This window comes from Dactylosporangium fulvum, assembly GCF_025137375.1.
Lineage (GTDB): Bacteria > Actinomycetota > Actinomycetes > Mycobacteriales > Micromonosporaceae > Dactylosporangium > Dactylosporangium fulvum.
In genome coordinates this window covers 5379529-5394197 of record NZ_CP073720.1, presented here as the reverse complement: position 1 = coordinate 5394197, position 14669 = coordinate 5379529, and the positions used below count along the sequence as shown (strand labels likewise).

Annotated in this window: 13 protein-coding genes and 1 riboswitch; of the genes, 3 read left to right on the top strand and 10 right to left on the bottom strand. The window is 73.8% G+C overall.

Annotated features, from left to right (window positions below; all coding sequences use genetic code 11):
* Positions 1–81 precede the first annotated feature (81 nt).
* Positions 82–372, top strand: a complete 291-nt coding sequence (locus tag Dfulv_RS25385; RefSeq protein WP_259855719.1) for a ubiquitin carboxyl-terminal hydrolase 14 — start codon at positions 82–84, stop codon at positions 370–372.
* A gap of 461 nt (positions 373–833) precedes the next feature.
* Here Dfulv_RS25385 and Dfulv_RS25380 read toward each other — a convergent pair whose 3' ends face one another.
* The 3 genes from Dfulv_RS25380 to Dfulv_RS25370 are packed head-to-tail and all read right to left on the bottom strand — an operon-like array spanning position 834 to position 3158.
* Positions 834–1709, bottom strand: a complete 876-nt coding sequence (locus tag Dfulv_RS25380) for an NAD(+)/NADH kinase (protein ID WP_259855714.1) — start codon at positions 1707–1709, stop codon at positions 834–836.
* Positions 1710–1719: 10 nt separating this feature from the next.
* Entirely contained in the window at positions 1720–2523 is an 804-nt protein-coding gene (locus Dfulv_RS25375) for an SDR family NAD(P)-dependent oxidoreductase (RefSeq protein ID WP_259855712.1), read from the bottom strand.
* A gap of 5 nt (positions 2524–2528) precedes the next feature.
* On the bottom strand, positions 2529–3158 hold the full coding sequence (locus Dfulv_RS25370; protein ID WP_259855710.1) for a YoaK family protein: 630 nt from the start codon (positions 3156–3158) through the stop codon (positions 2529–2531).
* 133 nt (positions 3159–3291) lie between these two features.
* Here Dfulv_RS25370 and Dfulv_RS25365 point away from each other — a divergent pair, with 133 nt between their 5' ends.
* Positions 3292–3762: an ATP-binding protein gene (locus tag Dfulv_RS25365; RefSeq protein WP_259855708.1), complete on the top strand. Its 471-nt coding sequence runs from the start codon at positions 3292–3294 to the stop codon at positions 3760–3762.
* Here Dfulv_RS25365 and Dfulv_RS25360 read toward each other — a convergent pair.
* The 6 genes from Dfulv_RS25360 to Dfulv_RS25335 form a co-directional block, all read right to left on the bottom strand.
* Entirely contained in the window at positions 3669–4922 is a 1254-nt protein-coding gene (locus Dfulv_RS25360; RefSeq protein WP_259855707.1) for an MFS transporter, read from the bottom strand. The two genes, Dfulv_RS25365 and Dfulv_RS25360, sit on opposite strands and share 94 nt — an antisense overlap.
* A 41-nt stretch (positions 4923–4963) precedes the next feature.
* Positions 4964–5506: a dihydrofolate reductase family protein gene (locus Dfulv_RS25355; protein ID WP_259855706.1), complete on the bottom strand. Its 543-nt coding sequence runs from the start codon at positions 5504–5506 to the stop codon at positions 4964–4966.
* A gap of 135 nt (positions 5507–5641) precedes the next feature.
* Entirely contained in the window at positions 5642–7114 is a 1473-nt protein-coding gene (gene ahcY / locus Dfulv_RS25350; protein ID WP_259855702.1) for an adenosylhomocysteinase, read from the bottom strand.
* A 19-nt stretch (positions 7115–7133) separates the two neighbouring features.
* Positions 7134–7220: riboswitch (S-adenosyl-L-homocysteine riboswitch) on the bottom strand.
* 47 nt (positions 7221–7267) lie between these two features.
* Positions 7268–8047: an SWIM zinc finger family protein gene (locus tag Dfulv_RS25345; protein WP_259855700.1), complete on the bottom strand. Its 780-nt coding sequence runs from the start codon at positions 8045–8047 to the stop codon at positions 7268–7270.
* The gene (locus tag Dfulv_RS25340) at positions 8040–11072 is read right to left on the bottom strand and encodes a DEAD/DEAH box helicase (RefSeq protein ID WP_259855699.1); all 3033 of its coding nucleotides are present in this window, start codon (positions 11070–11072) and stop codon (positions 8040–8042) included. Before Dfulv_RS25340 ends, Dfulv_RS25345 begins: the two co-directional genes overlap by 8 nt.
* Before the next feature lie 53 nt (positions 11073–11125).
* Positions 11126–12919 carry a substrate-binding and VWA domain-containing protein gene (locus tag Dfulv_RS25335; RefSeq protein WP_259855697.1) on the bottom strand — a complete coding sequence of 598 codons (1794 nt, stop codon included), beginning with the start codon at positions 12917–12919 and terminating at the stop codon, positions 11126–11128.
* 85 nt (positions 12920–13004) lie between these two features.
* Here Dfulv_RS25335 and def point away from each other — a divergent pair, with 85 nt between their 5' ends.
* Positions 13005–13499 carry a peptide deformylase gene (def, locus tag Dfulv_RS25330; protein WP_259855696.1) on the top strand — a complete coding sequence of 165 codons (495 nt, stop codon included), beginning with the start codon at positions 13005–13007 and terminating at the stop codon, positions 13497–13499.
* On the opposite strand, the gene Dfulv_RS25325 is transcribed toward def, so the two are convergent.
* Positions 13486–14637, bottom strand: coding sequence for an alanine racemase (locus Dfulv_RS25325; RefSeq protein ID WP_259855694.1), 1152 nt, complete (start codon positions 14635–14637; stop codon positions 13486–13488). The two genes, def and Dfulv_RS25325, sit on opposite strands and share 14 nt — an antisense overlap.
* Positions 14638–14669: the final 32 nt, after the last annotated feature.

The following is a 14669-nucleotide window of genomic DNA, read 5'->3' as shown; positions in this document are numbered from 1 at the left end:
AATCCAACCACGCGAACGCTCCGGCAACGAACCGCGCGTCACACCCGGAGTGAGTCGGTCGGAACGGGATACGGTGTGATCGTGAGTGACCCCTGTGAGCACCTCGACCAGATCAACGACGTCCAGCCCAGCGCCGACGGGTGCGAGGACTGCCTCGCCGTCGGCGGCCGGTGGGTCCACCTGCGGCTGTGCCTGACCTGTGGTCATGTCGGCTGTTGCGACTCGTCGCCGGCCAAGCACGCCACGGCCCACTTCCACGCCGACGGCCACCCGCTCGTGCAGTCGTTCGAGCCGGGTGAGGACTGGGTGTGGTGCTATGCCGACGAAGCGCTGCTGCGTGTGTCGGGCCTGCCGGCACGGGCGCACGGCTGACGCCGTTCACGGCCCCGGGCGGGCCGTGAATTCGCGGTAAAACCGCGGCGACTGCGGTCGCGGCCACGATCCCGGCCGGGCGTGGCCGCGAGGGCCACGTCCGGCCCAGGAAGGCGAGCAGGTCACCCCTGTCCGGTCACGGCGCGATCATGGTCCCGCAACCGCACACGTTCGTCGACCACGCGCCGCCGAGGGCACGGTCTTCCCGCCGCTCGGGCCGAACGGCGCCGGCAGGACGACCACGGGGCAGATGCTCACGACGGGCGGTGGCGCTCGGATTTCGGCCGGACGCGGCGACGGTGGAGTGGCTGGGCGGCCGTCGGCCCGCGGGTCCCCGTCACGGTGGCGATGATCTGGCTGGCGACCGCGACGGGCCGGTGCCGTGGTCGGCTGGAAGCCGCGTACGAACCGCGTCCGCTCGGTGAGCTCCGGGCCCCGGAGCGACGCCTGCCGCAGCAGGGTCAGCTGAACGGGATCTCAACCTCGAGGCTGCCGTTGACCTGGAGCTTGCGGCGTGCCCGTTCGTAGAACGTGGTGTAGCCGAGCCGGACGACCTTGGCCGCGGCGGGTGCGGCCGAGACGGTGAGGGTGTCGCCGGCGTTGAGCTCGCCGAGGACCTCGCCGTCGACCTCGACGACGAGCCGGCCGCTGGTCGGCAGCAGCTCGAGGTCGAGATCCTCGTTGGGGGACAGCACCAGGGCGCGGTTGAACGCGGAGTGCGCGGCGGCGGGCACGACGAGGATGCCCTCGACGGTGGGGGAGACGATGGGTCCGCCGGCGGAGAAACTGTAGGCCGTCGACCCGGTCGACGTGGCGACGATGAGGGCGTCGGCGGAATACCTCACGAACGGGTAGCCCTGCATGGAGATGGCGATCGCGGCGAGGCCGTGCCCGGGGGTGCGGACCAGCGCGATGTCGTTGAACGCGGTCACCGACGTGCCGTCGGGCAGCTGGGTGCGCACGGCCATGCGGGGCTCGACGGTGAACCGGTGCGCGTCGATCGCCGACAGCGCGTCCGGCAGTTCCTCGACGCTGATCTCGGCGAGGAACCCGAGCCGGCCGAGGTTGACCCCGAGGACCGGGGTCGGCTTGCCGGACAGCAGCCGCATGCTGCGCAGCATCGTGCCGTCGCCGCCGAGGCTGACGACCAGCGAGGCGCGGCCGACGAGCTCGTCGGCGTTGACGGCGACCGCGCTGCAGTCGATGCGGTCGACCTCGTCGGGCAGGCCGAGGACCGTGGCCTCGCGGGCCTTGGCCCAGTCGATGATGGCCTCGATCGCCGCCTTCGAGTCGCGGCGTGGATGCAGGACCAGTCCGACGGTGTGCACCATCCCCATTGGAGCAACTCTACGTGGTCGACAGGGTCCACAGCCGCGCGGCGGCGGCCGGATCCAGCGCGTGCGGGGCCACGCCGCGGCGCACGCCGTGTACCTGTGGCAGTGCCTCGTTGCAGTCCTCGAAGTACCGGCCGGTGACGCCGCCGACGAGTGGTGAGCCGGCCAGCAGGGCCACGGTGGCGGCGCCGCGCCCGGCGGCGTTGACGGTGATCCCGTCGCCGGCCCAGCGGCGGGCGGCCTCGACGGCGAAGAGGATGTTGGCGGTTTTGGACTGGCTGTAGGCGACCCACGGGTCGTAGGGGCGGCGCACGAAGTTGACGTCGTCGAAGTCGACGCCGCCGGCGAGGTGCCCGTCCGAGCTGACCGAGACCACGCGGGCGTCGCCGGCGGCGGCGAGTGCGTCGTGCAGCCCGGTGGCCAGGGTGAAGTGGCCGAGGTGGTTGGTGGCGAACTGCAGTTCCCAGCCGTCGGCGGTACGGGCCAGCGGCGCCGCCCTGATGCCCGCGTTGTTGACGAGGATGTGCAGCGGTCCCTCCCACGCGGCGGCGAACGCCCGGACGGAGGCGAGGTGGGCGAGGCCGAGCGGTGCGACGGTGACGTCACCGCCGACCAGCCGGGCGGCGCGCAGGCCGGCGGCCCGGTCGCGGACCGCCAGGGTGACGGCGGCGCCCGCGCCGGCGAGGACACGGGCGGTCTCCAGGCCGGGGCCGGACGTGGCACCGGTGACGACGGCGCGGCGGCCGGCGAGCGAGACCCCGGTGAGGACCTCACCGGGGGTGGTGGCGGCGCCGTACGGCGTGGTGACACGAGGCATGCCGGTCACCGCGAGGAGTGCGCCGGCGCCCGGTGCGCGGGCTGCGGGGCCGGGGCGGGGGATCGTGGCGGTACCATCCGGGCGACGCAGGCGGCGGCGACGAGCACCACGGCCGGCAGCGGGCCGAGCCACGGCACCCGATCGAGCAGCAGCGCGGCGCTGACCGCGCCGACCGGGATCGCGACGAACGGCACCAGCAGCAGCGGGTCGAACCTGCCGGTCGCCAGGCGGGTCACCGACTCGGTCAGGTACGTGGTCGGCACGTCCGAGTCGCGCATGGCCGCGCTCTGCAGCCCCATCGCGATCGCCGCCATGGCCAGCAGCGGCAGCTGGGTGAGGCCGCGCGGGTCGTGGTGGGTGATCACCCACCCGCCGCACAGGGCGCACAGCGCCAGCAGTTCGGCGAGCAGGCACCGGTTCGGCGGGAGCTTCCGCGCGACGACCACCGTCGCGGCGTACACGACGACGGCGAGCGCGGCCCGTTCGGCGGTGTCGGTGACGTGCTGCACGGCGGTCATGCCGAGGACGACCAGGTTGCCGGTGACCACGCTGCAGAACACACCGCCGAGGTACAGCAGGCCGATACCGTCGACGTAGCCGGCCGCGAGGGAGAGCATCCACACTGTTCGGCGCACGACCACCCGCCTTCCCCGTGTGGCGGCGCCCACCCTCGCTCGTTGCGGATGACCGGCGCCCGGTCCGGCCCCGGTGGGAGAGGCGACACCGGCCCGAGGGGCACGCGCCGGGCCGTGCGGGTACCGTCGCACTGTGTCGATAGCGCTGCGGCTCGCCCTCAACCTCCCCCGGGACGCCGCGACGGTGCCGATGGCCCGGCGCATGCTCGACCAGGCGTTGCGCACCCTGGGCGTGGAGCCCGCCTGCCGCGACGACGTCGGCCTGATCCTCACCGAGGCGTGCGCCAACGTCATCGAGCACGCCCGTGAGACCGACGACTACGAGATCACCATCGAGGTCACCGAGCTGCGGTGCGTCATCCACGTGATCAACGCCGGCTCGGTGATCGACCCGGCCCGGCTGGTCCTCGCGACGCGGATGAGCGACGGTGAGCTGGCCTCGCTCGACCTGGGGCTGCTCGACGAGCACGGCCGGGGCCTGCACATCATCCGCGCCCTCGCCGACGAGCTCTACCTGACGCCGGCGCTCACCGGCGGCCTGGTCCTGCAGGCGGTGACGACGCTGCGGTGGACGCAGGACGCGGCGGTGTGGCAGCGCCGGTGACGGTGCCGGTGACGCCGGCGGTGGCCGTTCCGGCGTGCCGGCGCCGGCCCGCGGCGCTCGCCAGCGCGGCGGCGACCGCCCCGGCCAGTGCGACCAGACAGGCCGACCGGGCCGCCGAGGCGTCCACCACGGCGCCGGCGACCGCGCTGCCCAGCGCCGTGCCCGCTGCGGTCGCGGTCCCGGTCCACATCCGCGCCTCGGTCGCCGTTCCCGCCGGGGCCGCCCGGTCGGTGAGCTCGTAGGCGATCGCGTTCAGCGGCGCGACGGGCGCGCCGGCGACGACGAACAGCGCGGCCAGCCACCACAGGCCGACGGGGAGCACCAGGGGTACCGTCGCCGCGCACAACCACACCGAGAGCGCCGCCTCGCCGATCCGCGGTCCGACGCTGCCCACCAGGCTGCCCAGCGCGAACCCGCCGAGCAGCACCCCCGGCGAACCCGGCCCGCCCCTGCGCCGCGGCGAACGCGGCGGCGGCCACCTGCACCGCCCCGATCGTCACGCCGAGCGCTGTGCGTGACGCGACGAGCGACCGGATCGCGGGTGACCGCAGCGGCCCGAGGAGGCTGCGCTCGCCGCGGCCGGCCGGTCGTCCGGTGCGGGCCGGCGGCAGCAGCGCGAAGACCGCGGTCGCCCCGCCGGCCAGCGCCGCGGTCAGCGCCAGCCCGAGTGCCGGCCGTCCGAGGGCCACGACCAGGCCCGCGACGGCCGGACCGGCGATGAACCCGACCTCCAGCAGGGCGCTCTCGAAGCGGTACGACGCCCGCAGCTGCCGCTCGTCGTCGCGCAGCATGGTGATCCACACGCCCCGCATGACGGCCGCGACCGGCGGCCGGGCCGAGCCCGCCAGCGCGGTCAGGGCCACGAGCACCGGCAGCGGCGCCGCCGGCAGCCCGACGACCGCCAGCAGCGCCGCCGTGTGCACGGCGGCGGTCCCCAGCAGCACCGGCGCGGGGCCGGCCCGGTCGGCGAGGCGGCCCGCGAGCGGGCCGCCGACGGCCGTGCCGACCGCGAACGCGCCCGCGACCAGCCCGGCCGCTGCGAACGAGCCACGCGCGCCGGTCACGAACAGCACCAGCGCGAGCGTGACCGCCCCGGCCGAGAGCCGCACCAGCAGGTTCGCGGCCGTCAGGCCGATGGCATACGGTCGCAGCAGGAACACGCGAGTGTTGTACGCGCGGTGTCGCGCCCCGGGCGACCGATTTACCGCACGACGCGGTACCAGATGTTCGTCGCCAGCGGGGTGTGGCTCACGCTGATCCGCTCCAGCGGCACGGGTGTCCCGCCGGGCCGGTCGAACAGCCGGACCCCGTCGCCGAGCAGCACCGGGGCGATACACACGAGGACCTCGTCGAGGCCGCCAGCCGCCAGGCACTGCCGGGCGGTCTCGGCGCCGAGCACGTTGACGTACTTGTCGCCGGCGGCGGCCGCCGACTGTGCCAGCGCGCTGCCGATGTCGGTGACGAACGTGACACCCGGCCGCGGGACGGCGGGCGGGCGGTGGGTGAGCACGAACTGCGGGCCGCTCCACCCGCCGCCGAACGGCTCGCCCTCCTGCTCGGTGCCCTTGTGCGGGTCGTCGCCGCCGTAGGTGCGGTTGCCGACGAGCAGCGCCCCGATCTGCGGGATCAGCTCGTCGACGAGCTCGTTCGGCCCGAGGTAGGGGGTCAGCCACGACATGTCCCCGCCGGGGCCGGCGATGAACCCGTCGAGGGACATGGTCACGGAGTACAGAATTTTTGCCATGTGCTGTTGACGATCCGCGGGTGCCGGAATCATCGCCGGGCGGCTTCCCCCTCCTGAACAGTATTCCGCTGAGGAATGCTGAATTCCCCAGCGGAATACTGTGAACCCGGAGGATGCCCTCGCCGGGCCTTACGGTCAGTAGCGGTAGTGCTCCGGCTTGTACGGGCCGGCGACGTCGACGCCGATGTACTCCGCCTGCTCCTTCGTCAGCTCGGTGAGCCGGACGCCAAGGGCGTCGAGGTGCAGCGCGGCGACCTTCTCGTCGAGGTGCTTCGGCAGGCGGTAGACCTGCCGCTGGTACGCGTCGGGCTTCGTGAACAGCTCGATCTGCGCGATCGTCTGGTTGGTGAACGAGTTCGACATCACGAAGCTCGGGTGGCCGGTCGCGTTGCCGAGGTTGAGCAGCCGGCCCTCGGACAGCACGATGATCGAGTGGCCGTCCGGGAACGTCCACTCGTGGACCTGCGGCTTGATCTCCGTCTTGGTGACGCCGGGGATCTTCGCCAGACCGGCCATGTCGATCTCGTTGTCGAAGTGCCCGACGTTGCCGACGATCGCGTTGTGCTTGAGCCGGGCCAGCTGGGCGGCGCTGACGACGCCCACGTTGCCGGTCGTGGTGATCACCACGTCGGCCTGCTCGACCACGTCGTCGAGGCGGACGACGGGCAGCCCGTGCATCGAGGCCTGCAACGCGCAGATCGGGTCGATCTCGGTGACGACGACCCGGGCGCCCATGCCGCGCAGCGCCTCGGCGGAGCCCTTGCCGACGTCGCCGTAGCCGCAGACGACGACGAGCTTGCCGGCCAGCAGCACGTCGGTGGCCCGGTTCAGGCCGTCGAGCAGCGAGTGCCGGATGCCGTAGGTGTTGTCGAACTTCGACTTGGTCACCGAGTCGTTGACGTTGATCGCCGGGAAGAGCAGCTCACCGGCCTCGGCGAGGTGGTAGAGCCGGTTCACGCCGGTGGTGGTCTCCTCGGTGACGCCGCGGATGCCGGCCGCGATGCGGGTGAACCGCTGCGGGTCGCGGGCGAGGCTCGCGCGCAGCGTGTCGAGGATGAGGGCGAACTCCTCGCCGTCCTCCGCCGTGGCCTCCGGCACCCGGCCGGCGGTCTCGAACTCCACGCCCTTGTGCACCAGCAGGGTGGCGTCGCCGCCGTCGTCGACGATCATGTTGGGGCCGAGCCCGCCGGAGAACTGGAACAGCTGGTCGGTGCACCACCAGTACTCCTCCAGGGTCTCGCCCTTCCAGGCGAAGACCGGCGTGCCGGACGGAGCGTCGACGGTGCCGTGCGGGCCGACGACGACCGCGGCGGCCGCCTCGTCCTGGGTGGAGAAGATGTTGCAGGAGACCCAGCGGACCTCGGCGCCGAGCGCGACGAGTGTCTCGATGAGCACCGCGGTCTGCACCGTCATGTGCAGGGAACCGGCGATCCGGGCGCCGCGCAGCGGCTGGCTGGCCGCGTATTCGGCGCGGGTCGCCATCAGGCCCGGCATCTCGTGCTCGGCGAGCCGGATCTGGGTGCGGCCGGCGGCCGCGAGGGAGAGATCCGCAACGGCGAACTCGACGCCGTTGCGGGTCTGCAGGAACGGGTGTCCGTCATGGACCATGCCTGAAGTCACCTCCCGGTGACAGGAGGCGCCCTTAGGTCAAGGGTGAGGTCTTCCGGCCGAGCGTGGCGGTCCTGACCGGACCGTCGCAGCGCCTCTCGGCCGTGACCGGCAGCGGAACTCCGCCGCCAGGATTTGACGGTACCGGCTGGGTCAGGGGTCCGGCAACCCCGTCGCGAGCCGACGGTAGGCGTCCCGTAACACGTCGGTGACCTCGAACCGGCCGACGGTCAGGGGCAGCGGGTCGAGCTGGTCGAGCAGCGCGTCCGGGTAGCGGACGGTGCCGGGTACCAGCGGCTGCGGCGGGCTCAGGCGCGGCCCGGCGGTCCAGAAGGTGGCGGTACCGGCGACGTCCGCGGCCGGTGCGGCGTGCCCTTCGGCGATGTGCCGCTGGGCCGACACGCGGTGGCCGCGCAGCGCCTCGAGCAGCTCGTCGCGGCCGCGACCGCGCCAGGCGAGGATGCCGAACGGGTCGGCGTCGAAGGACTCCGCGAGGACGTAGCAGGCGGCGGCGAGGTGCCGGCACGGCTTCTGCCAGCCCGGGCACGAACAGTCCAGGACGATCTCGGCGAGGCTCTCCGGGAACAGCGACAGCCCGAACCCGGCGAGGATCGTGTCGAGGTCGTCGGGCAGGTGCCCGGCGAGGAGCCGGGCGGCGTGGATGGCCTCGCCGGCGAGCGCGCGTTCGATGCGGCTCCAGTCGGCGGCGGAGAACGCGCGGACCGCGACGCGGGACCGGTACGTCTCGCCGTCCTCGTCGACCACGAGCGCGGTCACGAGACTCGTCGAGATGGTCACGGAGCGTACGTGCCCGGCGCGGGCGTAGCGGCGGCCCTGCTGAAATGTCGTACCCATCCGCAACGATTCGAGCATGGTGATGAACTGGTGGGACCAGCTGCGGCTGCTGCTGTGGCCGGCGGCGCGTTCAGGCATCCGTGGCCTCCGGCGCGAGGGTCATCAGGTCGAGCAGGTCGTCCGTCGACAGGCCGGTCAGCCAGCCCTCGCCGCTGCCGACCGCGACCCCGGCGAGGGTGCGCTTCTCGGCCATGATGTGGTCGACCCGCTCCTCGATCGTGCCGATGCAGACGAAGGTGTGCACCTGCACGTCGCGGCGCTGCCCGATGCGGAAGGCGCGGTCGGTGGCCTGCTGCTCGGCGGCCGGGTTCCACCAGCGGTCGACGTGCACGACGTGGTTGGCCGCGGTCAGGTTGAGCCCGGTCCCGCCGGCCTTCAGCGACAGCAGCAGCACCCCCGGCCCGGCCCCGCCCTGGAAACGCTCGACCATCGCGTCGCGGGCGCCCTTCGGCGTGCCCCCGTGCAGCAGGGCGACCTCGGTGCCGAGCCGCTCGGTGAGATACGGGGCCAGCAGGTGGCCGAACCGTGCGAACTGTGTGAAGACCAGCGCCCGGTCCCCGGCGTCGAGCGCGGCGGTGAGGATCTCCTCCAGGCGGGCCAGCTTCCCCGACCGCCCGGCGAGGGGCGTGCCGTCGCCCATCAGGTGGGCCGGGTGGTTGCACACCTGCTTGAGCTTCGTCATCGCCGACAGCACGAGCCCTTTGCGCTGCGCGCCGGCCCGTCCCTCGCGCAGCTTCACGAAGAGCTCGTCGACGACCGCCCGGTAGAGGCTCGCCTGTTCCAGGGTGAGGTTGCACCACTGCTTGCGTTCGAGCTTCTCCGGCAGGTCCGCGATGACGGCCCGGTCGGTCTTGACCCGCCGCAGCAGGAACGGCCGGGTGGCCCGCCGCAGCCGGCCCGCCGCGTCGCTGTCGGCGTAGCGTTCGACCGGCACCGAGTAGCGGGCCCGGAAGATGCTCGCCGGGCCGAGGACGCCCGGGTTGAGGAAGTCGGCGATCGACCACAGCTCGGTGAGCCGGTTCTCGACGGGTGTGCCGGTCAGCGCGATCCGGTGCCGCGCCGGGAACCGCCGCACCGCCCGCGCGGTCGCGCTGGTGCTGTTCTTGACGTGCTGCGCCTCGTCGAGCACGACCCGGTCCCAGCTCACGGCGGCGAGCCGGTCGGCGTCGCGGGTGGCCACCTGATAGGTGGTGAGCACCAGGTCGGCGCCGGTGTCGAGGACCCGGTCGCTGCCGTGGTGGACGGCCGTCGTGAGGTGCGGCGTGAACCGCTCGCTCTCGCGCCGCCAGTTGCCGAGCACCGACAGCGGGCACACGACGAGCGTCGGCGGCCGGGGCCCCCGCTCACGCAGGTGCGTCTCCAGCGCGAGGACCTGGATCGTCTTGCCCAGGCCCATGTCGTCGGCGAGCAGCGCACCGATCCCGAGGCCGTCGAGGAAGGCCAGCCACGAGAAGCCCCTGCGTTGGTAGGGCCTGAGGCTGCCCTTGAGCGACGCGGGCGGTTCGAGCAGCTCGAGCCGTTCGACGGCCCGTCCGGTCAGCAGGTCGGCGAGCCAGCCGCTGCCGTCCACGCCGGTGACCGGCAGCGGCAGGTCACCGTCCGGGACGAGCCGGGTCAGGCGCATGGCCTCGCCGGCGGTCATCTCGCCCCGGCCGCCGCGCGCGAGGAACGCGAGCCCGGCCCGCAGCCGGTCCCGGTCGAGGTGCACCCAGCGCCCGCGCAGCCGCACCAGCGGCACCTTCGCGCGGGCGAGCTCGACGAGGTCGGTCTCGCTGAGGAAGTCGTCGCCGATCGCGAGCCCCCACTGGAAGCGCACGACGGCCGCGCGGTTCGCGGTCGTGTCCCGCAGCACGGGGCTGGCCGGCTGGGCCTGACGGACGGTGAGGGTCAGGCCGAGGTCCTGGCGCTGCTGCCACCGGGCCGGCAGCAGCACCCCGAAGCCGGCCTCCTCCAGCACCGTCGCGTGGGTCAGGAACCGGTGCGCGCCGGCGACGTCGAGCCGCATCCCGGACGGCCGCGGGGTGTGCAGGGCGTCGTCGAGGTCCGGCCACAGTCGCCCGGCCCGCCCGAGGTCGGCGAGCAGCACGTCCTGCGGGTAGTCGGCCCAGCGGAACAGCGGCGAGGCGCCGTCCCGCCAGACCGCCTCGGCGGGCACGAGCAGGCTCGGCTCCTCGGCCGGCTGCAGCAGGAACTCGAGGCTCCACCCGGACGTCTCGTCGTCGGGAAACTCCTCGACGTAGGAGAGCCGGAAGCAGGTCCGCAGCGGCGCCGGCTGCCCGCTGTCGACCCACCGCCCGACGGCTTCCCGCATGCGCGCGACGTCGCCGGTCTCCCCGAGTGGCGCCCCGTCCGGGCTCGCCGGGTCCAGGGGTGCGGCGGTCCGCAGGCGGGCGTCGGCGATGTCCGGGGCGGTCAGGGCGGCGAGCCACGACCGGACCGCGCCGTCCTGGCGGACCGTGCCGCCGGCGAGCAGCGGATGGCCGCCGAGCCTGGCCCGGACGAGCGCGTCGACCTCGGCCTCCAGGGCCGTGCGGGTCGCCTCCTCGGCGGACCAGGCCGCGCCGGCGTGGGCGACGCCGGGCATGGCCCGCCACAGCGACTCGAAGGTGGCCGCGTCGGCGCGCCACAGCACGGGCCGCCAGCGGGCCAGCGGTCCGGGCGCCACGACGGGGACGACCCGGCCCCGGTCGACGAGGTCCGCGGCGAACCGGACGAGGTCCGCGAGGTGCCCCACGGAGGTGCCGGCCCGCAGACCGGGGCCGTCCGGCGGGCCCTCCAGGAGCGCTTCCAGATCGGTGCCCGCGGGCAGGAGCACCACCGGCACCGTCCACGGCAGCATGCGCCGCACGACCGGGCGTCCGCGGCCGGCGGCGGTCAGAGCGGTCAGGGCGGCCAGTTCCGGGGACGCGGCCGGGTGGGCACCGGCCGTCGGCAGGGACAGGTCGGCGGTGCCGAGCTCGCCGGGGACCGGCGGGGCGACCGCGAACGGGTGCGGGATCGCCCTGGCGCCGCGGTGCGCGGATCGGGCCGGAGGCGCGGCGGTGGTCTCCGCCCAGCAGGCGAGCCTCCCGTCGCGGCTCACCAGCCCGTGGACGACGATCACCGCTCAGACCCTACCCGCGCGGCGCTACCGGTAAGGTCAACCGGCGGGAGCCGTCAGATCTTGCCGAAGATGGCGGTCATCAGGACCTCGTTGATGTCGAACGCGGTCTTCGAGGTGTACAGGGCGCCGCCGCTGACCCGCGAGATCTCCTGCAACGCGGCGAAGTCGGCGTCGTTGCCGTAGCCGACGGTCACGATCGGGACCTTCTTGTCGCTGGTGGCGTTGGCCTCCAGCCTGGTCCGCAGGGCGTCGAGGGTCAGGCCGCCGGTGCTGTCGTCGTTCTTGCCGTCGGTCATCAGCACGACGAGGTTCGTGGCGCCGGGCTTGTACGCCTCGACGACCGCCTGCTGAGCCGCGGCCGCGGTGTCGTACAGGCCGGTGTCGCCGACCGCGGTCAGCCTGTCGATCGCGGCGGTCAGCTGCTCGCGGCGGGGCTTGCCGGCGACCTGGTCGGCGACGCGGCCGATCGGGATGAGCTGCCGGTAGTCCTGCACGCCGTTCTGCCTGGTGGAGAACACCCACAGGCCGGCGGCCACCTCGCCGTCGAACAGCTGCACCGCGCCGCGGGCGGCCTCCTTGGCCAGCTGCATGCGGGTCTTGCCGGTGCCGGGGACCTGCTCGGCCATCGACCCGGACACGTCGAGCACGAGCAGCACGTTGGTGGGGCGGGTCAGCGCCGTCCACGAGTCCATCGACTGCTTGACCGACTCGGGCAGCAGGACGGCCCGGGGCACGGTCCTGAGCTTCACGCTGAACGCGGCGTTGCCCGACAGCGGCTCGCCGCCGACCCGGTTCGGGTCGCGGAACCCGGCGTCGAGGAACACCTTGCGCCCCTCGGGGCCGCGGGCGAACGCCAGGAACGACGTCGCGGTGTCCTGCCGGTCCTTCTGCGCCCACGGCGCGTCGAGGATCAGGTACGGGTTGTCGGCGTCGGCGCTGCCGTTGGACGGGTAGACCGCCACGAGCGGCACCTTCGGGTCGGCCCGGTTGTACGTCAGGACGTCCTGCTCGAGGGCGGGGAACGCGGAGACGTACCGCATGGCCGCGTCGGCGCTCTGCCGGTCGGCCTGGCCGAGCCCGTCGAGCAGCTGCGACGTGGTGCTGGTGTAGACGGCCCGCTCCTGCTTGAGCTTCGCCAGGGTGGCCTGCTCGTCGGGCGTGACCTCACCGTCGTCGTTGCCGTCGAGGATCGCCATGAGGGCGAGGAGCCCGGCGGTGGACTGCAGCGGGTCGCTCATGCCGAACTTGAAGGCGCCCCACTCCGGCTTGTCGTACTTCGCCCAGCCCTGCGGGTCCGCGGCGACCTTGTTGATGACGTCCTGCCAGGACAGCTCGCCGCCGGGCCAGCCGAGCGCCTCCGCCATCGGCTTCGGCATGGCGAGCACCGACGGGGTGCGGGCCAGGCTGGGCTGCAGGTCGGGCATCATCCGCTCGGCGATCGCCGCGGTCGAGGCCCGGCGCACCCAGGCGGTGGAGTCGGGCACCCACACGTCCGGCGGGAGGCCGGTCTTGTCGTCCCATTCGGTGCCGAGCGCCTGCGCCGTCGTCGCGGTGTCCCGGGCGGAGACGGCGACGCGGGCGCACTGCCCGGCCACGGTCGGGCCGGTGTCGGCCCACTTGGCCGCCAGGCCTTCGATGAGGGTGGCGGTGCTCGGCGACGCGACGATCGTCGCGGTGACCGAGCCCGTGCAGCGGTGCTTGACGAACTGGTTCCACACGATGAATCCGCCGGCGCCGACGAGCGCGGCGACGAGACCGCCGGCGATCCACGGCGTGCGCCGGAACCGGCGCTGAGCTGGGCTTCGGCGGTGTGACCGCACGTCCGCCTGGTCGGCCGTGTAGGCCATGGGGTGCCTCCGGGGGTGGGGAAGTCGGCCAAGTGTAGGCCCTCGTCACGGCGGGTCCGTGCGGCCCCGAAGTAGCCTGTGACGTGTGACGATTCGCCCCATCCGACGGCTCGGCGACCCGGTGCTGCGCACCCCCGCCGAGCCGGTGACCTCATTCGATGCCGAGCTGCGTCAGCTCGTGCGTGACCTGCTCGACACGCTGACCGGTGAGCCGGGGCGGGCGGGCGTCGCCGCGCCGCAGATCGGCGTGAGCGCCCGCGTGTTCTCCTACGGCGCCGACCAGGTCGTCGGCTACGTCGTCAACCCGCGCATCGTCGAGCTCGACGGCGAGCAGGACGACGACGAGGGCTGCCTGTCCATCCCCGGGCTGGGGTTCCCGACGCCGCGGGCGATGCGGGCCGTCGTCGAGGGCGTCGACGAGCACGGCGAGCCGGTCCGGGTCGCCGGCACCGGCCTGCTGGCGCGGGCGTTGCAGCACGAGACCGACCACCTCGACGGCCGGCTGTACATCGACACGCTCAAGGGCGACACCCGCCGCCAGGCGCTGCGGGCCGTGCGTTCGGCGTTCAGCCCGCGCTGAGGTCCGCGTCCAGCAGGACGAACGACGGGTGGCCGAGGCGCAGGAAGTCGTGGTGCGCCACCTCCCACCCGTAGGCGCCGGTGTTAGCGAAGACGAGCACGTCGCCGGCCCGTACCGCCGCCACCGCCACGTCCCGGGCGAGCACGTCACGGGGGTTGCACTGCTCGCCGGCCACGTCGACGGGCGCGCCGGTCACGGTGGGCCGCTCGAACGGATACGGCCAGTCGTCGACGGGCAGGACGGTGAACGGGTGGCTGTACCCCCACGACGCCGGCAGCCGGAAGTGGTGGGTGCCGCCGCGGACCACGGCGAACCAGCGGCCGTGGTTGCGTTTGACGTCGACGACCTCGGCGGCGTACCACCCGGCGGTCGCCGTCACGAACCGTCCGGGCTCGACGACGAGCCGGGACCCGAGCTCCGGTGGCAGGCCGGCCAGCCCGGCCGCGAACGCCCCCAGGTCGAACCGTTCCCGGCCCAGGACATCGACCCCGAACCCGCCCCCGACATTGATGATCTCCAGTGGTACGTCCAGTGCCGCCGCCGTGCGCGCCGCCCACCCGGCGGCGTCGGTGACGAACGCGGCGTGCGCGGCGGCGTCGAGGTTGTTGGACACGGCGTGCAGGTGGAACCCGGCGACGTCGAGCCCACCGGCACGGGCGGCGGCGACGGCGCCGGCGAGCAGCGGTTCCTCGATCCCGAACGCGGTCGCCGCCCCCGACATGCGGTGCGACCCGGGCAGGGCGGCGTGGGCCCGGTTGACCCGCAGGCACACCCGCACCGGCCGGCCCCCGGCGACGTGCACCAGGCGGCGCAACTCGTGGAGGCTCTCCACGTTGACGACCGCACCCGCGGCGACGGCCGCGCGCAGATCGCCGTCGGTCTTCGCCGGGCCGCTGAACAGCGTGAACGGCGAACCGGCGGCGACCGCGGCGGCCAGCTCCCCGCCGGAGGCGACCTCGAGGCCGTCGCACCAGCGCAGCACGGCGGCGACGACGCCGTCGTTGCCGTTGGCCTTCATCGCGTAGGCGATCCGCGCCCCGGCGGGCAGCGTGCCGCGCAGCGCCCGGACGTTGTCGCGGACCGTGGTGAGGTCGTAGACGTAGACGGGGCGGGATGAGGCCAGGACCGCATCGGTCACGCGTGGTGGAAGTCGCACCGCACTCCGTTCAA